Origin of the sequence: Herbaspirillum sp. SJZ107 (genome assembly GCF_006715485.1) — a bacterium.
GTDB lineage: Bacteria > Pseudomonadota > Gammaproteobacteria > Burkholderiales > Burkholderiaceae_D > Telluria.
This window is the reverse complement of record NZ_VFNH01000001.1, coordinates 2032623-2054922: the sequence shown is the minus strand read 5'-3', so window position 1 is coordinate 2054922 and position 22300 is coordinate 2032623. Positions and strand designations below refer to the sequence as shown.

At 66.2% G+C, this 22300-nt stretch carries 12 protein-coding genes; 10 read left to right on the top strand and 2 right to left on the bottom strand.

Features of this window, described 5'->3' with window-relative positions; all coding sequences use genetic code 11:
- Positions 1-28 precede the first annotated feature (28 nt).
- Complete coding sequence (locus FBX97_RS09030) at positions 29-1552, bottom strand: tetratricopeptide repeat protein (protein WP_185748518.1); 1524 nt, start codon at positions 1550-1552, stop codon at positions 29-31.
- 489 nt (positions 1553-2041) lie between these two features.
- On the opposite strand from FBX97_RS09030, the gene FBX97_RS09025 reads away from it, so the two are divergent.
- The 10 genes from FBX97_RS09025 to FBX97_RS08985 all read left to right on the top strand — a co-directional run bounded on the left by FBX97_RS09025 (position 2042) and on the right by FBX97_RS08985 (position 19143).
- Positions 2042-5725, top strand: a complete 3684-nt coding sequence (locus FBX97_RS09025; RefSeq protein ID WP_255517365.1) for a TonB-dependent receptor — start codon at positions 2042-2044, stop codon at positions 5723-5725.
- 257 nt (positions 5726-5982) lie between these two features.
- Positions 5983-6129: a hypothetical protein gene (locus FBX97_RS30040; protein WP_255517364.1), complete on the top strand. Its 147-nt coding sequence runs from the start codon at positions 5983-5985 to the stop codon at positions 6127-6129.
- A 5-nt stretch (positions 6130-6134) separates the two neighbouring features.
- On the top strand, positions 6135-9104 hold the full coding sequence (locus tag FBX97_RS09020) for a TonB-dependent receptor (RefSeq protein ID WP_255517363.1): 2970 nt from the start codon (positions 6135-6137) through the stop codon (positions 9102-9104).
- Between the two features lie 15 nt (positions 9105-9119).
- Positions 9120-10121 (top strand): family 43 glycosylhydrolase, encoded by a 1002-nt coding sequence (locus tag FBX97_RS09015; protein ID WP_141830479.1) that lies wholly within the window; start codon positions 9120-9122, stop codon positions 10119-10121.
- A 188-nt stretch (positions 10122-10309) separates the two neighbouring features.
- Positions 10310-11041 (top strand): hypothetical protein, encoded by a 732-nt coding sequence (locus tag FBX97_RS09010; RefSeq protein ID WP_141830477.1) that lies wholly within the window; start codon positions 10310-10312, stop codon positions 11039-11041.
- A complete protein-coding gene (locus tag FBX97_RS09005) occupies positions 11038-12063 on the top strand; it encodes a hypothetical protein (protein WP_141830475.1) in 1026 nt (341 codons plus the stop codon). The genes FBX97_RS09010 and FBX97_RS09005 overlap by 4 nt, the downstream gene beginning before the upstream one ends.
- A 40-nt stretch (positions 12064-12103) precedes the next feature.
- Positions 12104-12583, top strand: a complete 480-nt coding sequence (locus FBX97_RS09000) for a VOC family protein (protein WP_141830474.1) — start codon at positions 12104-12106, stop codon at positions 12581-12583.
- Positions 12584-12909: 326 nt separating this feature from the next.
- Positions 12910-15537 (top strand): glycoside hydrolase family 3 C-terminal domain-containing protein, encoded by a 2628-nt coding sequence (locus FBX97_RS08995; RefSeq protein WP_141830472.1) that lies wholly within the window; start codon positions 12910-12912, stop codon positions 15535-15537.
- A 22-nt stretch (positions 15538-15559) separates the two neighbouring features.
- Positions 15560-16507, top strand: a complete 948-nt coding sequence (locus FBX97_RS08990; protein ID WP_141830470.1) for an alpha/beta hydrolase — start codon at positions 15560-15562, stop codon at positions 16505-16507.
- A gap of 65 nt (positions 16508-16572) precedes the next feature.
- A complete protein-coding gene (locus FBX97_RS08985) occupies positions 16573-19143 on the top strand; it encodes an ATP-binding protein (protein ID WP_141830468.1) in 2571 nt (856 codons plus the stop codon).
- Here the strand turns inward: FBX97_RS08985 and FBX97_RS08980 are convergent, their stop codons facing one another.
- On the bottom strand, positions 19144-22245 hold the full coding sequence (locus FBX97_RS08980; RefSeq protein ID WP_141830466.1) for a TonB-dependent receptor: 3102 nt from the start codon (positions 22243-22245) through the stop codon (positions 19144-19146).
- Positions 22246-22300: the final 55 nt, after the last annotated feature.

The window sequence follows — 22300 nt, the reverse complement described above, 5'->3', positions numbered from 1 at the left end:
TGGTGAGGCTGCCATTGTAGACCGCCGTTCAGGACTTCGCCGTCGGCTTCAGGATCTGGTCGGCCCGTGTCCGGTCCTGGGGGCTGAGCTTCGGCGCCGCCGCCTTGATCGCGGCATCGGCTTGCGGGTGGCCGGCCTGTTTGGCAAGGTTGAGCCAGACGTAGGCCATGGCCAAGTCGGCCGGGCCGCCTTCGCCGTTGAGTTCCATGGCGCCGAGGTTGAACATGGCGTCGACCTGGCCCTGTTTTGCCGCGGCCTCGAACAGCTTGCGCGCCGTGGCGCGGTTCTTCGCGACCACTTCGCCATCGTAGAAAAAGGTGGCGAGTGCGAATTCGGCGTCGCGGTCGCCCTTCACGGCGGCTTCCTTGTAATAGACGATGGCGCGCTTCTGGTCGGCCGGCACGCCTTCGCCCATGTCATACATGCGGCCGGCAGCGAACAGCGCCGCCGGGTAGCCGGCCCTGGCGGCGGCATTGAACCAGGCGCCGGCCTGCTTCAGGTCGCGCGCCACGCCGGCGTCGCCATGGTAGTACACCTTGGCCAGGTTGTACTGGGCCGGCACGTAGCCTTGCTCGGCCGCCGCCTGCAGGTAGCCGACCGCCTTGCGGCCATCGGGGGCGCTGCCGTAGCCGCTCACGCAAGCCTGGCCGAGCACGTTCTGCGCCGGCACGAAGCCGAACTCGGCGGCCTTGCCGTACCAGGTGAGCGCCTGCGCCGGGCTCTTCGGAATGCCGATGCCGCGCTCGTAGATGCGCGCCAGCATGAAGGCCGCCTCGACCTTTTCGCTCATCAGCTGCGGCTCTTTCGGATTGAACTTCATGCGGTCGCGCATCGGGTCGAAGCGGCCATCCACCACTTTGCGCAGCCAGACGATCGCCTGGCCGGTGTCCTTCGGCGTGCCCATGCCGTACAGGTGCATCTTGGCCAGCGCCAGCCCGGCCTCGTCGTAGCCGATCTTGTTCCAGGCGGTGCTCAGGAGTTGCAGCGCGCGCGGATAGTCGCGCGAATCGAGGGCGACGAAGCCTTCGGCCAGCGACTTGTCCTTCTGCAGGATCTGCTGGCGGCCGGCGGCGAGGCGGCGGTCGGCCGAACCGCACTTGATCGACGGCGTCGCTAGGCCGTTTCTGGACGAATCGCTTGCAGGATCGTTCAAGCCGTTGAGCGAACTCGGATCCCTCATGTCCTTGACGTTGCCGTCGGGCGCGAGGACCGAGAAGTGCTCGGCGTCGTCGGAAATGCCGCCATCCATGCCGAAGTCGCGCATGTAGGCAAGGGCGACGTCGTCTTCGGCGGCATTCGGGCTGGCCATGAACGCGCACGAAGACGCGTAGTTGCGCGACAGGACCTTGCTCTTGGCAGCGATCACGCGGTCGGATTCGGTGCTGCCCCTGGTGCCGGTAACCACCACGGTGCCGGCCGGCTTCGCGGACGCAGACGCAGGCGCTGGCTCCGGCCCGGTTTGCGCGAGGGCTGGCGGCGCCAGCGCCGCGGCCAGTGTTCCCACGGTTGCCAGCAGGGCGGCGCGGCGCGCATGCATGTTCAGGACTCGCATCTGCATCTCCTTGTTTGTTATTGTCGGCGGCGAGAAGCGTCGGCACAGTGTAGCCGAACAGAAATGCGCAGCGTCGATCAAATCCTTGATTGTTTCGCACAGCGGCTTCCCTGCCGATGCAGCAAAAAAGCAACGAACTGGTCCAGCCGGTACTCGTCGACTGGTTTCCATTTCAGCCCCCCGGGCCATCACTTTCACTCGCGTTTCGCCCCCGATTTTTCGTAATGCGAGATAAAAAGCGGTCCAACCACTTCTGCGATAATGATTAGTTCGCTGAAGCGCCCCTTTTCCAACATTTCGCTATCGCTCACCGGTCGCGTGCATCCGCGCAAGGACGAGTCAGCTTTGCCGGTTCCACTGCGCGTTTCGCTCACGTTGTTGAGTATTTACCATTTGCATGTTTCGACCATGTGACGAGGCCATACACTAAAAAACCTCAGTACCGATAAAGACAAGCGCCGCTCCATGCGGCCGATAACGGAGACAGACATGCGCACCAACTCACACGTAATGCGTCCCACACGCCTGAGCTATGCGGTTTCGCTGGCACTGGCGTCGCTCGTGGCAGGCAACCTGGCCATGGCCCAGGAAGCCCCGCAACCGAATCCGAATCCCAGCCCGGCGCCGGCCTCGTCGGTATCCCAGGGCAGCGAAGTCGCCAAGGTCGTGGTCAGCACGCGGCGCTCGCAACAGTCGGCCATCGACCGCAAGAAGAACGCTGCCACCGCGATGGATTCGATCGTCGCCGAAGACGTCGGCTCGCTGCCCGACCGGAACATCGGCGAGGCGATTTCGCGCATGGCCGGCGTGGCGCTCGACCGCGGCGACTTCGGTGAAGGCGTCAGCGTTGCGGTGCGCGGCAACGGACCGGAACTGACCCGCGTCGAGATCGACGGACAAGCGGTCCAGTCGGCCGGCGGCACCAATATGAACGGCGACGGCGGCCGCGGCACCGAGTTCCGCCAGCTGTCCGCCGACCTGATCAAGAGCGTGGACGTGGTCAAGGGCTCGACCGCCGACATGACCGAAGGCTCGCTCGGCGGCGGCATCATCGTCAAGACCCGCACCGGTCTCGATTTCAAGGAGCCCTTCGTATCGGTGCGGGTGGCAGGCACCACCAATAACCTGAACAAGAAGTGGGAGCCGGACACCAACGTCATCCTGTCGCGCAAGTTCATGAACGACCGCCTCGGCGTGATCGTGAACGGCTCGAAGTCGACGCTGGCCCAGGAGCAGCACCAGATGCAGGTGGCCACCAGCGCCAACACCGGCTATGCGCGCCTGCTCGACTTCGACAATTCGCCGGAAAAGACCTTCACCTTCAATCCCAGCACGCTCAACATGGCGGACCCGGCCTCGAGCAACCCGGTCGGCACGGGCGTCAATTCGAGCGGCATCCTGCCGTACACCAGCGGCACCGGGAACTACCGCACCGCGTCGCCGCTGGAGATCCTGACCAAGTCGGCCGCGGCCCAGACCAAGGCCGACTGCTACGCGGCCTTCCCGCAGATCACCACCAGCGATGCGGCGCTCAGGAACCTGAGCAGCACCAACCGGAATACGGCGGTGAACGCGCGCTCGAACGAGCTGAGCACCTGCCTGAACCAGTGGAACGACTACACGCCTTCGCTGATCCGCAACAAGATCCAGCGCCAGGTCGACCACCGCCAGAATCTCGACCTGCGCGCCGACTTCAAGGTCAACAACGACCTGACCTTGTACGCCAAGGGCAGCTATTCGAAGTACGAGCTGGACAACAACACGTCCTTCCTCAGCCTGGGCGGCATGAACGTCAACCCGGCCACCACCTTCGTCGACACCAACGGCCGCCGCGCAGTGGCCAACACGCCGGCCGGCCAGGGCTACTACCTGTATCCGAACAACGTCAGCTACCTGGCCAACAACCCGGCCGTGACCGGCGCCGTCGCCAACGTGAATCCGCAATCGGTCACGGTCGACGCCAACCACCACGTGACCAAGTTCGACATCAGCGACGGCGCGGCCACGGTCGACCAGCTGCATACCCGTGCCCAGACCATCACCAAGTACTTCCAGACCGGCGGCACCTTCCGCCGCGGTCCTCTGCTGGCCGAGTTCTTCGTCGGCGACGCCAAGTCGGACTTCGAACGCGAGGACAAGCGCACCAGCTTCACCTCGTCCTACGGCACCGCAACGCTGACCGCCCAGCCGAACGGCCTGTGGGCCTACAGCTTCCCGAGCGGATCGAACTTCGACCTGACCAACCCCGCCAACTACGTCAAGCTGGTGCAGCCGGCGGCCGCGGCCGCCGTGACCGGCGGCGGCAACAGCATCAACAGCGTGCCGGCCTACACCCAGGCCCAGCAACCGCTGCTGACCACCGCGCCGCAGCTGACCTACACGCCCAGGAAGCAGGACAGCGAAGAGCGCACCGCCAAGCTGGACCTGACCTACCAGACGCCGGACACGATTCCATTCATCAGCCGCCTGAAAGCCGGCTTCAACCTGCGCGACACCCGCTACAACGCCTACACCGGCGGCGGCTACACCGTGAGCAACAATCCGCAAGTCGTGTTGCCGGCAGCGTACATCCGCGGCAGTTTCGTCGGCTGCCAGGACACGCCAGGTTCGCTGGGCAGGGGCGGCAACAAATGCCAGTACGGCATCGTGCCGAGTAACACCTACGCCAGCGCCAATTCGAGCCAGGTCGTGCTGACCCCGGCCGCCTACCAGGACCTGATCGCCCAGGGCCTGTCCGGCAACATCACCGGCACCAAGTTCTTCAACGGCGCCAACGGCAGCTTCGGCAGCGCCGTCACCAACTGGCCAAACATCGACGTCGACAAGGTGTTCGCCGCCAGCGGCATCCCGAACATCAACACGAATTGCCTGGTCACCTGCAAGGGCAGCGACGGCAAGACCTACGACCAGCCGGTGTCGCGCATTTCCGAGCGCACCCAGGCGGCCTACTTCATGGGCGACTTCAGCTTCGACCGCATCCCGTTCACCAGCCGCGCGCTGCCGTTCGGACTGGAACTCGAAGGCAACATGGGCTGGCGCTACATCCGCACCAAGATCCATGGCATCGGCGCGATGACCTTCCGCTCGATCCGTCCGATCGCGGGCGTGTTCGACCCGGCGAACCCGAACGCCCCGGCCGGCATCAGCGACGTCAGCGTCACGACCAACACCACGGTCGACTCCACCACGCACGACTTCCTGCCGATCCTGAATCTGGCGATGTGGGTGGTGCCGGACAAGCTGGTCCTGCGGTACAACCGCGCCAAGACGGTGGCGCGCCCGCCGGTTGCCTACCTGATCCCGCAGGGCACCTGCATCTTCGACGCGCGCATCGGCGGCGACGACGAGCAGCGCTGCACCAGCACCATCGGCAACCCGGCGCTGCAGGCGCAGCGCAACCTGAACCAGAACTGGAGCGCCGAGTACTACCCGAACAAGGACACGATGTTCTCGCTGGCCTACTTCAACCAGGAAGGCAAGGTCGGGCCGGCGATCGCCCAGAACTCGACCAACGCCACCCTCGGCCTGAACCTGGTCGATCCGGTCAGCGGGGTCTCGCTGAGCAACCTGCCGTTCGAATTCGCGACCTACCTGAACGGGGTGCCGACCACCCGCAAGGGCTGGGAATTCAACAGCAAGACGGCGTTCACCTTCCTGCCGGGCTTCCTGCGCTACTTCGGCCTCGACGCCAACTACACCAAGCTGGCCTCGGTCAGCTCGACCCAGAACATCGTCGATCTGTTGTCGGGCACGCCGCTGCCGCCGCTGCGCGAGTCGAAGTTCCAGTACAACTGGGCGCTCTGGTACGACGACGGCCGCCTCCAGGCGCGCATCGCGGTGCAGGGCGTGGACAGCTTCTTCAACAACCTCGCAGGCGCGACCGGCACGGCAGTGAACAACTACCCGAACGCCAGCGGCAATGCCCGTCCGCCGGCCTACAACCCGGGCTCGCCGAACTTCCGCGACGCGACCCGCTACGTCGATGCCAAGGTGTCGTACAAGGTGACGCCGAACGTCGAGGTATTCGTCGAAGGCCGCAACCTGAACAACGCGACGACCAGCAACAGCCAGGGCTCCTACGTGCCTTTCGAGAGCGGCGCCCCGAGCATCCTCGACTACAGCTATGCCGGCCGCCGCATCATGGCCGGCGCCAACTTCCGCTTCGGCGGGTAAGGGCGAATACGCTCAGCGCGGTGATTGTTTGGCCCACGGGCCTTGGCAACGCCGCGCAAGCGCCTAGAATGATTTTCGAAGCGTCTCACTTTGTGTCTCATTGCGCCGGCCACCCCATGGCCGGTTTTTTTTTGCGCTTCGATCATGGCGCTGATTCTTTCCGCCGCAGCGGTCAGGACGCGAAAACGCTCACATAGAATGGTCCGGGACAACGCTGTGATGACAACAGGCCCTCGAGGCCGAGCATGGAGACGACAATGCGGAATCAACCCGACCCCACCTTCCATCCCAAGCGCTGTGCCGGCGCCGTCGCCGCGGCACTGGCACTGATCGCGCAGGGCGCACTGGCGCAGGATGGCGCCACGCCGGCCGGCGGCGCCGGCCCGGCCGCGACCCGCCGGTGACCAGCGTGGTGACCATCGCCGGTACGCGCCAGTCGGTCGCCTCGGCGATCGACCGCAAGCTGCGCGCCGCCACCGTGGTCGATTCGATCGTGGCCGAGGACATCGGCCAGTTCCCCGACAAGAACGTCGGCGAGGCGCTGTCGCGCGTCACCGGCGTGCAGCTGTCGCGCGATTTCGGCGAAGGCTCGCAGGTGTCGATCCGCGGCGTCGAGCCGGACCTGAACCGCATCGAGATCAACGGCCAGTCCGTGCTGAGCACCAACGGCACCGCCGGGCGCGGCGCCGAGCTGCGCGAGCTGGCTTCGGAACTGATCGGCTCGATCGACGTGTACAAGGGCTTGACCGCCGACCTGACCGAAGGCGGCGTCGGCGGCACCGTGCGCATCACCACGCGCAAGCCGCTCGACTTCAAGAAGCCGACCATCGGCGGCACGCTGTCGGGCGACCAGGCCTCGTCGCGCGGCGGCGTGCAGCCGCGCGCGAACCTGTACCTGGCCGACAAGTTCATGGACGGGAAACTAGGTTTGCTGGGGAACTTCGTCTACGATAACGTCCTGACCCGTAACGACTACGCGCGCAACACCTCGTGGCGCTTCCTGCAGGACTGGGACAACTCGCCCGAGAAGACCGTCACCAGCACCGACCCGGCGGTGGCCGCGGTCGCGAACAAGGCCGCCTGCGCCACCAGCCCCTTGACGCCCGCGCAGAAGACCGCCTGCACCAACCAGTGGAACGACTACTCGCCCGGCATCGCGCGCTACGGCATCTGGACGCGCGACCACAAGCGCTCGTCGGCCGAATTGACCGCGCAATACCAGTTCAGCAAGGAGTTGACGGCCTTTGCCAGCTACCAGGCCAACCGCCAGCGCGAACGCCTCAACGACCGCAACTTCGGCACCGACTTCGGCGCCGCCAACCGCCTGGCCAATCCGGGCAACGCGCCGGTCTACAGGGCCGACGGCACGGTGGCCACCGCCGGTACCTGCGTCACGCCGACCGGCACCCCGGACAGCATGGGGGTCGACAAGCATTACGTGACCTCCTACACCGTCGGCCAGTGCCTGAACGTGGCCGGGCAGGGCGGGCAGGGCGCCTTCAGCACCTCGGCGCGCGACTTCCAGCTCGACGTCGATTCGCGCTACCTGTCGAGCGGTTTCAATTTCAAGCGCGGCCGCCTCGAAGTCGAGGGCCTGATCAACACCTCGAAGTCGGACTACGGCAACGACACCAACAGTGTGGTGCTGACCCAGAACGCGCCCGGCCTGAAGGTGACATTGGATGCGCAGGGCCTGCCGCACTTCGATTTCCCGGCCGGCTACAGCCCGGACAATCCCGGTTCCTACGTGCAGGCACAGCTGCAGTACCGCCCGACCGAGACCAAGAACACCGAAGACCAGGCCAAGCTGGACTTCAAGTACCGGCTGACCACGCCGTTCTTCAGCAAGGTCTGGTTCGGCGTGCAGGGCCGCAAGTCGACGGCCAAGCAGTACAACGGCGGCGGCTACGTGGCGAATGGCGGCGCCAATGAAGGTTCTACGGCAGACGACATCAACGTCCTGAGCGCGAACGTCAACCAGACCGCGATCTACGATCCGCTGTACACCGGCAGCGCCCAGCGCCCGAACGACAACCAGAACTTCATCAACAACAGCTATGCGACGCGTTACGTGAATGCGGCCCAGATGGCGAGCCTGGTCAGTGCGGTGATGGGGCGCTCGCCCGGCACCTTCTTCAAGGGTTACAACGACGTGCAGAACATGCCGTCGGGCTGGCCGTCGCCGGTGTACGCCGCCGCCGCGCCTTACTTCGACACCTCGAAGTTCACCCACCAGTACCTGTACTCGGCGCCCGGCAGCGACGGCAACACCTATCCGCAGATCCCGGCTTTCCAGGCCGACGAGCGCATCGGCGCCACCTACCTGCGCCTCGACTACGGCACCCAGCTGTGGGGCTACGACATCGACGGCAACGTCGGCGTGCGCTACACCCGCACCCGTACCCGCGCCACTGGCCTGAGCCAGAGCAAGGTGCGTGTCCCGACCGGCACCAGCACCGCCTACAACGATGTCGTGACCGGCAACAGCATCGTCAGCCGCGAGAACACCTACAACGACATCCTGCCGAGCTTCAACGGCGCGTTCTGGTTCAACGACCGCACGGTGGCGCGCCTGGGCTGGGCCAAGGCAATGGCGCGGCCGCGCATCGACCTGCTGGCGCCGAACATCGTTTGCACCCAGGGCAGCGGCAACCCGGCCTTCGGAGGCCTGGGCGGCAACGATACCTGCACGGCCGGCAATCCGGACCTGAAACCCTACCGCTCGACCAATACTGACCTGAGCCTGGAATGGTATCCGGGCAAGGACACCCAGTATTCGGTGGCCTTCTTCGAAAAGGACATCTCGAGCTATGTGCTGGAAAAGGTGGTTGTCCCGAACGTGGCGATCCTGGGTGACGGCAACGCGTACGACGTGACCACGGCGGTCAACGGCCAGGGCGCCACTACCCGCGGCGTCGAACTGGCCGCGCGCACGGCGTTCACCTGGCTGCCCGGCTGGCTGGGCGGCTTCGGCGGCGACGTCAACTACACCCGCATGAGCTACAAGTATGCGGCCGGCAAGGAGCGCCTGAACGTCCTGGACGGCAGCGTACTGCCTTACCCCGGCATGTCGAAGAACAGCTACAACGTGTCGCTGTGGTACGACCGCGGTCCGTGGAACGCGCGCGTCGCCTACAACTTCCGCGACCGCTTCTTCACCGGCGGGAACGACGTGTCGGGCAATCCGAACTTCCAGGAAAAGACCGGCTTCCTCGACGCCAAGATCCAGTACCGCTTCAACGACCACGTTACCCTGTCGCTGGAAGGGAAGAACCTGACCGACCAGGCCCAGACCACCGATGCCGGCGACCTGTTCCGCGTGAACGAGCTGGCATGGTCGGGGCGGCGCTACTTCCTGAGCTTGTCGATCAAGAACTGAGCGGACGGGAGCCGGATGCTACGTAAATTTTGTCTGATCGCAGCGCTGGCGGCCGGTGCATCCGCACTGGCCGCCGACCCGGTCTTCCACAACCCGCTGGTACTGCAGCGCGCCGACCCCCAGGTCACGCTGCAGCCCGACGGCTGGTATTACTATACGGCGACGGTGCCGGAGTACGACCGCATCGAGATCCGCCGCGCCCGCACGCTCGACGATCTCGGCAAGGCCGCGGCCAGCGTGGTCTGGCGCAAGCACGCGCGCGGCGAGATGGGCGCCCACATCTGGGCACCGGAAATGCACCGCATCGACGGCAAATGGTATATCTACTTCACGGCCGCCCCGGCCGACAAGATTTGGGAGATCCGCCTGTACGTGCTGGAAAACGCCTCGGCCGATCCGTTGGAGGGCGAGTGGGTCGAGCGCGGCCAGCTCAAGACCGGGTGGGAATCGTTCTCGCTCGACGCCACCACCTTCGCCCACCGCGGCCGGCGCTACCTGGTCTGGACCCAGCGTGCGCCGGATGGGAGCAAGGGCACCAACATCTACATCGCGAAGATGGACACGCCCTTGTCGATCGCGGGGCCGGCCACGCTGCTGACGCGCCCGGAATACGCCTGGGAGAAGGTGAAGTACGACGTCAACGAAGCGCCGGCGGTGCTGGTGAAGAACGGGCGCGTATTCCTGACCTATTCGGCCAGCGCCACCGACGCCAATTATGCGATGGGGATGCTGAGCGCGCGCGACGATGCCGACCTGCTCGACGCGGCATCCTGGACCAAGTCGCCGCAGCCGGTGTTCACCTCCAGCGACGCCAACCGCCAGTGGGGGCCGGGCCACAACAGCTTTACCACCACGCCGGACGGCAAGACCGACGTGCTGGTCTACCATGCGCGCAATTACCGCGACATCGTGGGTGACCCGCTGCGCGACCCGAACCGCAATACGCGGGCGCAGGTCATTCACTGGCGGGCGGATGGGACGCCGGAGTTCGGGGTGCCGGTGGCGGATGCAGATTGACCAACCGAATACGTTCCGCCAGGCTGTACAGGACAACAACATCTGTGGATTGTTATTAAAAATATATTTATAACGCTTCCTTTTGGCTGTAATCTAGTGTTTCCTCACTCAAGCCAAGGACTGCGATGGAGAGTCTGGATGCCCAACCCGAGTCGCCGCGCCACGTCCGCAATTCGTGGATGCGCCGTATGCTGGATGCATTCCAGCCACGCCTGATCGCGATTTCCGGTGCCAGTGCCGGCCTCGTCGTGCTCGCTGTGATTCCGCTCTTCGTGTCATTTTCAAGCACGCAAATCAAGGGCATTTTCGACCAATTCACCAGTGGGTGTGTGCTGGTGCTGGACAAGTCGATGGCGCCGGACGGCAAGGTCTTCGTCAGTGGACGCATTGCCGGCACCATGCCCAACCAGCTTCCGCTGATGTTCGAGGGACGCGAGGCGTTGATCGAGACCATCAGCTTCGAAAGCCCGTACCGCGGCGACCAGATCAAGGAACCTGACGACCTCACTTATCACCCGATGGCGGGCCAGGATTGTGCAGGCGCCCTGTGCCCGGGACTGGGGGAATTCGATGCCCGGCGACACGTGCCGATCCTTTTAAAAGACGTACGTACGGAATTCACATACCGTTTTCTGGTGAGTTTCGCTGCGCGACCCATGGCCACCAGGACGGCTTCCCTGCAGAAGCAGGATGGCCAAGCACATATGGCCGGTTTCACACCGACACCCTACAACCTGAAGGTCTATGCTTTGTATGAGCAGGGATTCGAGGGTCAAGTGTGCCGCATCGAGCCGCGTCGATGGTTCAATTTCTGGGTATGGGCAACGCCGCTGAAAAAAGCATCGTTGTTCATTTTCGTCTTCGTGGCGGGTGGTCTGTTGCTACGCTGGGCTAAAACGCAGGGAGGGAGCGGGTCGTGAAAACAGCAGAAAAATGTGCGCTTGCGGTCGCGGTGATGTGCGCGGCCGGGATGTCAAGGGCGGAAGAAGCCCCGGTACCGATCCGGGTGATGGTGCAACAACTGGACCTCGGCACGCCTGTACCATTGGCCCGGGTCTCGGGATTCACGATCTTCCGTAACGATAAGCCCTACGCCAGCGCGGTCTGTCCGGACGCGTCGGATGCCAAGGGCGAGCTGACCTGCATGCTGACCTGTGCGCCGGCCAACAGGAATGCCACCTTGTTGTTGATGCCGCCGAGGCGCGAGATCGCGATCGTCGTCGCCGGGATGAAGGTGCCTGCTGCACGTGAAGTGAAAGTCGCCGACTGCAGGATCGCGACGCCGCAGCCGGTCGTGGTGGTGTATAAAACAGTGAAAGCACAGCTGGCGGAACTCGAAGCCAGTTCACCGGCGGTATACCAGGCCGCAACGACGGTCGTCAACGGCGCGGTGCAGCTCAAGCCATTCTCCGTCGCATCGACCGCGCTGGAACAGCTCGCAATGCATGTCAAGAATCGGGCGGCAATCCAGGAGCTTGGGGAGCTGAGCCGACTGGCAAGCGAGCGCTTGGCAGTGGAACGAATGGGCGGCGCCCTCACGGGCGGCCAGCGAATGGGAATCGGGCGACCGAGCGCCGATAGCTGGAGCGGCCGCAGCGCCGGCAGCGCCCTCGGAGGTATCGGGAGTGTGGCAGGTTCCGGTCTTTTTGGCAGCAGAGGGAGCGGCCATGTCGATGGGCCACCCGCCGGTCGCGAGGCCTTCTCTCTGGGACCGGACATCGGCGACTATGCCGTGGGCACACGCAGTATTCTGCTGAAGGCGCATACAGCCGATATCGTGGGATACGACACTGCCGGCGCTATCGTAAAATTATCGCCCAGTCCCACCGACTTAAACGAGAGCATCGAAAACGTCAAGAAAACGCTTGGCGTGAAAGCAGTTGCCAATAAGGATGAAGCCGAACTCGAACGTGCAATAAAGGAAATGCGAAGCTCGTACTGACGTCACTTGTGACGCTAAACACGCGTCGATGGAGGACAGCATGGTCAGCAAGAACACGATTTGCCTGTGGTTCGATGGCACTGCACTGGACGCGGCGCAATTCTACGCCGCCACCTTTCCCGACAGCGCAGTCGGCGCCGTGTTCCGCGCGCCCACCGATTATCCCGCCGGGAAGGCGGGCGACGTACTGACGGTGCAATTCACTGTGATCGGCATTCCCTGCCTCGGCCTGAACGGTGGTCCGGCCTTCCGGCACAGCGAAGCCTTTTCCTTCCAGGTAGCCACCGAGGACCAGGCCGAGACCGACCGCCTGTGGAATGCGATCGTCGGCAACGGCGGACAGGAAAGCGAATGCGGCTGGTGCAAGGACAAGTGGGGCCTGTCGTGGCAGATCACGCCGCGCGCGCTGAGCGCGGCGATCGCCGATCCGGATCCGGCCGTGTCGCAGCGCGCGTTCCAGGCGATGATGGGGATGCGCAAGATCGACATCGCAGCGATCGAGGCGGCGAAGCGCGGCTGACAGGGTGGCGGCCACCGCTTGGCGCCTGGTGGCCGGCTGCCGCCGGGGCGCGCTCAGCCGGTGGCCGGTATCGCTCGCTGTAAAATGATTGCGCCTGACATAGATGTTACGCGGCTTCCGGCGTAACCCGATCTACTGCCGGCCCTGCCTGCATCGATACCGATTTCGATATCGCTCAACAGTAAAAAGTAATTAGTCCGCTCGACTGCATTCCACTACATTCCCTTGCAAGTCCACGATGTTGCGCGCGGCGGTTCCCCGATCCGCTGAATGTTATCGCAAGCATCGGACTAACATATAACAACAACCGCACAAGGGGAGAGCATATGCGGAGACACAAAGCCGGCCGCCCGGCCTGGCACGCTGCCTTGATCGTTGCACTGGCCGCCTGCAGTACCGCGCACGCGGCCGACTCGCGCACTGACGCCGAGGCGCGCGCCCGCGCGCTGGTGGCGCGAATGAACTTCGACGAAAAGATCGGCCAGTTGCTGAACGTCGCGCCCGCCGTGCCGCGGCTCGGCATTCCCGCCTATAACTGGTGGACCGAATCGCTGCACGGTGCCATGGGACCGATCCCGACCACCAACTTCCCGGAGCCGATCGGACTGGCGGCCAGCTTCGACGCGCCGCTGCTGCGCCAGGTGGCCGGCGCGATCAGCGTCGAGGTGCGCGCGCTGCATACGCTGGGGCGGCAGACCGGCCACCTGGGCCGCATCGGAACCGGCCTCGATACCTGGTCGCCCAACATCAACATCTTCCGCGATCCGCGCTGGGGCCGCGGCCAGGAAACCTACGGTGAAGATCCGCACCTGACGGCGGCGCTCGGCGTCGCCTTCATCGGGGGCATGCAGGGCGCGAACCCGGACCTGCCGGACGTGGTCGCCACGCCCAAGCACTTCGCGGTGCACAGCGGACCGGAATCGACGCGCCACGTGGCCGACGTCTTCGTCTCGCGGCACGACCTCGAGGACACCTATCTGCCTGCCTTCCGCGCGGCCATCGTCGATGCCGGCGCCGGTTCGATCATGTGCGCCTACAACCGCATCAACGGCCAGCCGGCCTGCGGTAGCGAGCTGCTGATGAAGGAGCACCTGCGCGGGGCCTGGGGTTTCAAGGGTTACGTGGTGTCCGATTGCGATGCCGTCACCGACATCTCGGAGCAGCACAAGTACGCCCCCGATCCGGCGGCGGCGGTGGCGGTCGCGCTGAAAGCCGGCACCGACAACGAGTGCAATACCAAGACCCTGGGCGACGTGCCCAACCTGGAGGCGCGCTACCGCGAAGCCTGGCAACGCGGCCTGATCGGCACGGCCGACATCGATCAGGCGCTGGTGCGCCTGTTCTCGGCGCGCTACCGCAACGGCGACCTTGCCGGCCTGGCGCAGCGCGCCGGCCGGACGCCGGTCCCGGTCAGCGCCATCGGCAGCGCCGCCCACCAGGAGCTGGCGCTGCAGGCGGCGACCAAGAGCCTGGTGCTGCTGAAGAACGACGGCGTGCTGCCGCTGCGCCCGGGCCTGAAGCTGGCCGTGGTCGGCCCGCTGGCCGATGCGACGCGCGTCCTGCGCGGGAATTATTCGTCGACGCAGTCGGCGCCGCCGGTATCGGTCGTCGACGGCCTGCGCCGCGTGCTGCCGGCGGCCAGCGTGCGCCTGGTGCCGGCCGGCCCCTCGGTCACCGACGGCGACCCGGTCCCGCGCGAGGCGCTCCTGAGCCCGGACGGCAAGCCGGGGCTGCAGGCCGACTACTACAACCGCAATGCGCAGGCCTACGACAGCAAGCCGGCGGCGACCCGCGTCGAGCCGGGCCTGGAATCGCATGCGCTCGAACTGAAGGAAGTCGCCGAACGCCACAAGGTCGAGTGGACCGGCTTCCTGGTGGCGCCGGAAAGCGGCATGTACCGCATCGGCGTCAGCGGCGTGCAAGGGGCATTGACGGTGGACGGCAAGCCGGCGGTCGAGGCGAGCGCCTATTCGAAGTGGGCCGAGCCGCTGCAGCTGGCCGACGTGCGCCTGGAAAAGGGGCAGCGCTACCCGCTGCGCTTCCACGCCGAGACCGGCGGTTCCGGCGTGCCTGGCCTGTTCTGGAAGCGCGTCTCGACCGACGTCGATGCCGACCTGCGGGCCGGCGTCGCCGACGCCGACGTGGTCGTGGCCGTGGTCGGCCTGACCTCGGACCTCGAAGGCGAGGAGATGGCGGTGAAGGCCGAAGGCTTCTCGGGCGGCGACAAGACCACGCTCGAGCTGCCGGCCGACCAGCGCCGCCTGCTCGACCGCGCCCGGGCGCTGGGCAAGCCGCTGGTGGTGGTGCTGATGAACGGCAGCGCGCTCGACCTGACCTGGGCCAAGGACAACGCCGCCGCCATCCTCGAAGCCTGGTATCCGGGCCAGTCGGGCGGCCTGGCGGTGGCCAGGGTGCTGACCGGCGCATCCGACCCCGGCGGCCGCCTGCCGCTGACCTTCTACCGCGGCCTGGGCGACCTGCCGCCGTTCGACGATTACACGATGAAGGGCCGCACCTACCGCTACTATGGCGGCACGCCGGTGTACCCGTTCGGCGCCGGCCTGAGCTATACCACCTTCGGCTACGCGCCCCTGAAAATCGAGAACGTCGGCGGCGCGCCGGAAAACGGCATCGTGGTCACGACCGAGGTCACCAACACGGGTGGACGCGCCGGCGACGAGGTCGCCCAGCTGTACCTGACGCCGCCGGCCATGGAGGGGGCGCCGCGGCTGGCGCTGCGCGGCTTCCAGCGCCTGTCGCTCGAGCCCGGCGAACGGCGCCGCATCAGCTTCCGCCTGTCGCCGCGCGACCTGAGCTTCGTCACGCGCGACGGCATCCGCCAGCTGACGCCGGGGCAGTACAAGGTCAGTGTCGGTTCCGGCCAGCCTGCTGCCGGCGTGGCGGGCCGGGAAGCGCCGCTGACCCTGCGCCGCAGCGCGGTCCTGCCGCAATAATCACTTATAAAAGGAGACAACCATGCACACCACGATTCGAATGCTGTCCAGGACCCTCGCCGGCGCCGTCACGCTGGCGGCAAGCTTCGCCATGCCGGCGCTGGCGCAGGACGACGCCATGACCCCGATCGCAATCCCGCCGCAGCCGGACGCGATCGTCCTGAACACCGGCGCGCTGCCCGGCGCCACCGTGGCCGAGAGCTGGCACCGCCAGTACGGCAGCGTGTTCGCCCGCAACGTGACGGTGGCGACGCTGACCCCGTTCCTGCCCGATCCGGCCAAGGCCAGCGGGGCGGCGGTGATCGTCGCCCCCGGCGGCGGCTTCCGCACGCTGTCGATGAACAACGAGGGCTGGGACGTGGCGCGCGCGCTGGCCGACCGCGGCGTCGCCGCCTTCGTGCTGAAGTACCGCCTGAACCAGACCCCGGCCGACATGGGCGCGTTCTCGCAATCGATGGCGCGGATGTTCACCGAAGGCGCCCGCGACGGTGCGGCGGCCAGGGCGGCCCAGCAGCAGGACCCGGCCAAGGCGCTGGCGCCGCAGATCGCGGACGCGCGCGCCGCCTTCGCGCTGGTGCGCTCGCGCGCGGCGGCGTGGCACGTCGATCCCGACCGCATCGGCATGGTCGGCTTCTCGGCAGGCGCGATGCTGACCATGGCGACGGCCCTGCACGGCCAGGATGCCAAGCCGGCCTTCATCGGCAACGTCTACGGTCCGCTGGCGGCGGTGCAGGTGCCGGCCGGCGCGCCGCCGCTGTTCGTCGCGCTGGCGGCCGACGATCCGCTGTTCGGCAACGGCGGCTTCGGCCTGATCGACAGCTGGCGCACTGCCAAGCGCCCGGTGGAATTCCACCTCTACGAGCAGGGCGGCCACGGCTTCGGCATGTACCCGAAGACGACCACCAGTACCGGCTGGTTCGACGCCTTCGCGCGCTGGCTCGACATGCATGGCTATATGAAGAAGAAGTAAAGGCGGAGTAAAGGCGGCGCCAAGATGGTATCGTAGCGGCATCTGTCATACTGCCACGATACCCGATGCATCAGCCACTCCACGATCCCGACAACCCCGGCGCCGCGCTGCCGGGGGCGACGGCAAGCCTCAACGAACAGTGGCGCGCGTTCCAGCTGAAGCTGTCGGACGAGTTGAAATCGCTGCGCTCGCCCGAGGACATCGTGAGGACGGCGACCATGCTGCTGGCCGCTTACCTGGATGCGTCGCACTGCTGGTACACGGAGATCGGCGCCGACGGCGCGACTTTCCATACCCGTGGCGGCTGGTTCCAGCCCGATATGCCGCCGATCCCGGCGTCCGGGCGGATCGCCGATTTCGGCCCCGAATTCGTCACGACCATGCGCGCGGGACATGATTTCATCGTCGACGATCTCCAGGCCGATCCCAGGACCGCCGCTTACGCGCAGGACTATGCGCTGCTGCGGATCGGCGCCCTCCTGGTCGCGCCGCTGTTCAAGGACGGGCGCTGGGTCGCCAACCTGAATGTCGCCACGCCGGCCATGCGCCACTGGACCGCAGACGACATGCTGGTCGTGCGCGACGTGGCCGAGCGTACCTGGTCGGCCGTCGAAAACGCGCTGGCACAGGCGGCATTGCGCAAGGAGCGCGACCGCAGCCAGCACATTTTCGACACCATGACCGAAGGCTTCGTCTTGGTCGACGCCGACGAGGCGCTGGTGTATGTGAACGGCGCCGCCGCACGGATCGCCGGCGCCCCGCTGCCGGACTTGCGCGGACGCCGCTTCTGGGACGTCTTTCCGGACCTGATCGGCACCGAGGTCGAGGCGCTGTACCGCCGCGTGCGCGCGGGCGGTCGGATGGAAGCCATCGAATTCCATCGGATCCTCGACGGCGGCGCGTCCGCCTGGATAGAGATCCGGGTCTACCCCGCGCTCGACGACGGCCTGGCGGTCTTCTTCGACGACATCACCGCGCGCAAGGAGACGATCCTTGCAACCCAGCAGGCAGAGGCCTACAAGACCATGCTGCTCGAGCTCGGCGACCGCTTGCGGGGCGTCGCCGACGATCCGGCAGCGATGATGCGCGTCGCCACCGAAGAGCTGGCGCGCATCCTCGATGTGCCGCGCGTCGGCTACGTGAGCATGGACGAGGCGGTCGAATACGGCGTCGTCGGCCACAATTACAATGACGTCAGCCGCGTGCCCGACCTGCCGGCGCGCCGGGAGCGGCTGGACGACTACGGTCTCGACCTGGCCGCGGATCTGCGCGCGGGACGGGTCATGCGGGTCACCGACCTCGTCACCGATCCCAGGACGGCTGGGGAAGCGGCCCAGGCCCACGCCGAGATCGGTGCGCGCGCATCGATCGCGGCGCCGATCCAGGTCGGCGGCAAGACGGTCGCCTTCATGTTCGCCCACCACGACAAACCGCGCGCATGGACCGATGCCGATGTCGAGCTGATGCGTCAGACGGCTGCGCGCACCTGGGAAGCCGTGACGCGGGCGCGGGCGGCGTTCGCGCTGCGCGAAAACGACAGGCGCAAGGACGAATTCCTGGCGATGCTGGCGCACGAATTGCGCAATCCGCTGGCACCGATCAGCTCGGCGGCGGAGCTGCTGCGCCTGGGCCGCCTGGACGCGGAACGGGTCGGACTCACCAGCGCCATCATCTCGCGCCAGGTCAAGCACATGGTGGGCCTGATCGACGACCTGCTCGACGTGTCGCGCGTGACCCGCGGCCTGGTGACGCTCGACCTGCACGAGATCGATGCCAGGACGGTCGTCGCCGCCGCTGTCGAGCAGGTCAAGCCGCTGATCGAGGCGCGTGCCCATCGTCTTACGGTCGGGGTGATGCCGCAGCCGGCGCCTGTCAACGGCGACCTGAAGCGGCTGGTGCAGTGCCTCGCCAACGGCCTGGCCAATGCGGCCAAGTACACGCCGGAAGGCGGCGTGATCGGCGTCGAGCTGCAGGCGTCCGAGCGCGACGTCGTGATCACGGTCAGCGACAACGGCATCGGCATGACCCAGGACGTGCTGGCCCATGCATTCGCGCTGTTTGTCCAGGCCGAGCGTGCATCCGACCGTTCCCAGGGTGGCCTGGGCATCGGGCTGGCGCTGGTCAAGCGCCTGGTCGAGCTGCATGGCGGGACGATCGCGCTGCACAGTGCCGGGCTGGGGCAGGGTAGCCGCTTCGTCCTCACCTTGCCGCGCTCCATCGGCCAGGACGGCCCGCTGGCCGAGCTGCCGCCGGCGTCATCGCTGGGTTCTCCCGGCAGGCGCTTGCGAATCATGGTGGTCGACGACAATGTCGATGCCGCCGAGGTGCTGGCGGCGCTGTGCCGGCTCCTCGGCCATGACGTCGTCGTCGAGGCCTCGTCGGCGCGGGCGCTGGTACGGGCACGGACCGAGCGGCCCGATGTCTGCCTGATCGACATCGGCTTGCCGGACATGAACGGCAACGAGATGGCGCGGCGGCTGCGCAGCCAGCCCGAAACGGCGCGCACAGTCCTGGCCGCGGTGACCGGCTATGGCCAGGAACAGGACCGCGCCGCCGCCAGGGAGGCCGGCTTCGACGAGTACTTCGTCAAACCGGTCGACGTCGACCGGATCGCGGCATTCCTGGCACGCAGCTGACTAGTACTTGTAGTTCAGGCCGACCACGTACGAACGCCCCGAATGGACGTACAGCAGGGTGTCGTTGCGCTGCGTGTCGCGTCCGTAGCGCAGCGGCGTGTCGGTCAGGTTCTGGCCTTCCAGCGACAGGCGCAGTGCCGGCGTCAGGTTGTACGACAGGCTCATGTCGATGTTGGTCGAACCGTCGACGATCGTGTAGTCGTGGCCGCTCACGTCGCCCAGCACCGCCAGGATGTACTTGGAGCGGTGTGCCGACGACACCCGTGCGCTGAACTTCGCATCCTCGTAATAGAGGGTGAGGTTGTGCGTGCGCGGCGACAGGCCGGTGAAGTCCGCCACCTGGGTCAGCTGCTCGTTGGCCGGCGTGGCCGGATTGTCGACGCGGGTGATGTAGGTGATCTTCGACTTGACCCGGGTCGCATTCGCCAGCAGGCCGAAGTTGCTCCACATGCCGGGCAGGAAGCTGAACGGGGCCTGCAGGTTGAATTCATAGCCCTTGAGCGGGCCGCCTGCCGTGTTGACCTTGCGGCTGACGTTGACCTCGGTGGTCGGCAGGGTCTGGCAGATCGGCGCGCCGGTCAGCGAGCAGCCGTTCAGGATCAGGAGTTCGTTCGGTAGGCCGAGCGTGTTGTAGGGCACGCGTTCGTTGACGGTCTGGATGAAGCTCTTGATGTCCTTGCGGAAGTGCCCCAGCGAGACCATCGCGTTCTTGGCGTAATACCATTCGGCCTGCAGGTCGTAGGTATTGGCGCGGATCGGGTCCAGGTTCGGGTTGCCGATCGAGACCGATTGCGCGATCGGCGACACCGTGGCGTTCGGGGCCAGGTCGGTGTACTCGGGGCGCGACAGCGTCTTGCCGGCCGAGAAGCGCAGGAACACGTCCTTCGGCAGCTGGGCGGTCAGGTTCAGCGCCGGCAGCCAGTCGCGGTATTTCTTGGTGCCGCTGTTCGGCTGCAGCTGCCCCTGCACGTTGATCAAGGCCATCGAGGTCGCCTTGGTCTCGGCGCCGCGTACCCCGACATTGCCGCGCCAGGTGATGTTCCACAGGTCGTAGTTGAAGTCGACCATGCCGTACAGCGCGTCGATCTTTTCCTCGACCCCGCGGTTGGTCTGGGCCAGCACGTTGTATTCCGAGCCCGGCACCGCCGCGCAGTGGCATTCGATGTTATAGACGCCGAGGAACTTGTCGAGGTCGACCGCGGCCCAGGACGACGGCACGCCGGAGCCGCCCAGGCCTGCGCCGAAGCCGCTGATCTGGCGCGAGATGTCGGCCATGCTCACGCCGGCCGGCAGCGGCAGGCCGTTGGCGCTGTTGCCGATCTCGTAGTTGGTCCAGGTGTTCTTGCGCTTGGAGATGCCGAAGTGGGTGGTCAGGTGATCGTTCAGTTCCCAGTGCAGGTTGGCGGCGTGGGTCTGCAGCTTGTTGGTGGTGTCCAGGTAGCGGCCGACGAACATGCCGCGCACGTTGCCGGCGGCGTCCTGGTTGTTGAACTGGAAGTTGTTGGGGTTGCTGACGTCGATGCCGAAGTTCAGCGTCGGCACGTTGCGGTTGTCGCGGAAGTCCCACGAAAAGCCGTTCACGTTCGGAGCGTCGAACTGCACGGTGGTGCGCATCGGCTCGTTCAGGCCAGATTTGGAGGTGCCGGTCATGAAGTCGAGCTTGACCCGGTCGCTGAAGCGGTGGCTGCCGGACAGCACGTGCTGGCGGAACTTGGTCGTGTACACGTCGAGCAGGCCTTCCGAACGCACGTCGACGCCGTTGAAGCGGCCGTAGTCCCAGCTGCCGTTGTCGTCGAAATGGGCATCCAGGATCGAGGTCTGCGGCTTGCCGTTGGAACCCAGGTTGCGCCCGAACGAGACCGCCGAGATGTAGTTGTCGTAGCGCTTGTTGGCGAACTTGCCGTACATGAGGTCGAGATTCAGTTCGCTGTCCGCATTGCGCCACTGGTAGCTGTTGGTGATGCCAGTGCGCTCGTAATCGGTCTGCGAGCGGCGGTAGCGCGGGATGCGGGGGTGGAAGGCGCCCGAGCCGGCGGCCGGGTTGGCGACCGTGCCGCCGAAGTTGTCGGTGCGGCCCATCACGGCGTTGTAGGCTGTCGCATCCAGCGCGCGCGGCATGCCGCTGCCGCACATGGCCGGGGTGATGCCCTTGATCGGATCGCTGGCCGGGTTCTGGCGCGCCGCGCCTACCGGCGAGCAGAAGCCGCCGTCGTTGCTGGCGCTGAGGATCTCGACCGCTTCATAGCCTTCCTCGGTGGCGCGACGTTTCGAGTAGGCGCCGGACAGCAGCACGCCGACCTTGCCGTAGGCGGTGTCCCAGCGGTCGGAGAACAGCGCCGTGACACGCGGCTGGGTCTTGCCGGTCAGGGAATTGTGCATTTCCTGGCCGCCGACGCTGAAAGTACGGCCCTTGAAGTCGAACGGGCGCGCGGTGCGCAGGTCGACCGTGGCGCCGAGCGAGCCTTCCTCGATTGCGGCTTCCGAGGTCTTGCGCACTTCGAGGCTGTTGAACAATTCGGAGGCGAATACCGAAAAGTCGAAGCCGCGTCCGCGGTTGGTGCTGCCGTTGATGTCGGACGCCCCGGTCGCCGCCACGCCCTCGATGCCGTTGATGCGCACGCGCGTGAAACCGGCGTTCAGGCCGCGCACCGTGATCTGTTTACCCTCGCCGCCGTCGCCGCGCGCCAGTGCCACGCCCGGCACGCGCTGCAGCGACTCGGCCAGGTTTGCATCGGGGAACTTGGCGATGTCCTCGGCCTTGATCACGTCGACGATGCCGTCGGAATTCTTCTTGGTGTTCAGTGCGCTGTTCAGGCTGGCGCGGAAGCCGGTCACGTTGACCACGTTGTCGGGCTGGCCGCCGGCCTGGGCCAGGCGCTGCGGCTGCGCCTGGGGTGGTGCGCCATCGTTCGGCGGCCCGGCGTTCACCTGCCTGGCCTGCTCGGCCTGGCTCGTTTCATTGGCCGCGGGTGCCTGGTCGGCCTGGGCGGCGCTCTGCTGGGCGTGGGCAGTGGCCTGCAGGCCGGACAGCATGGCGAGCACGCCGAGGCTGACCAGGGTGCGCCGCTGGCGCCGGCGTGCGGATGGGGCTGTGTTTTTCATTGTTCGATGTCTCCGTTTTTATAGTGTGGGTCGGTACGAACGGGGCGCCGCTTGG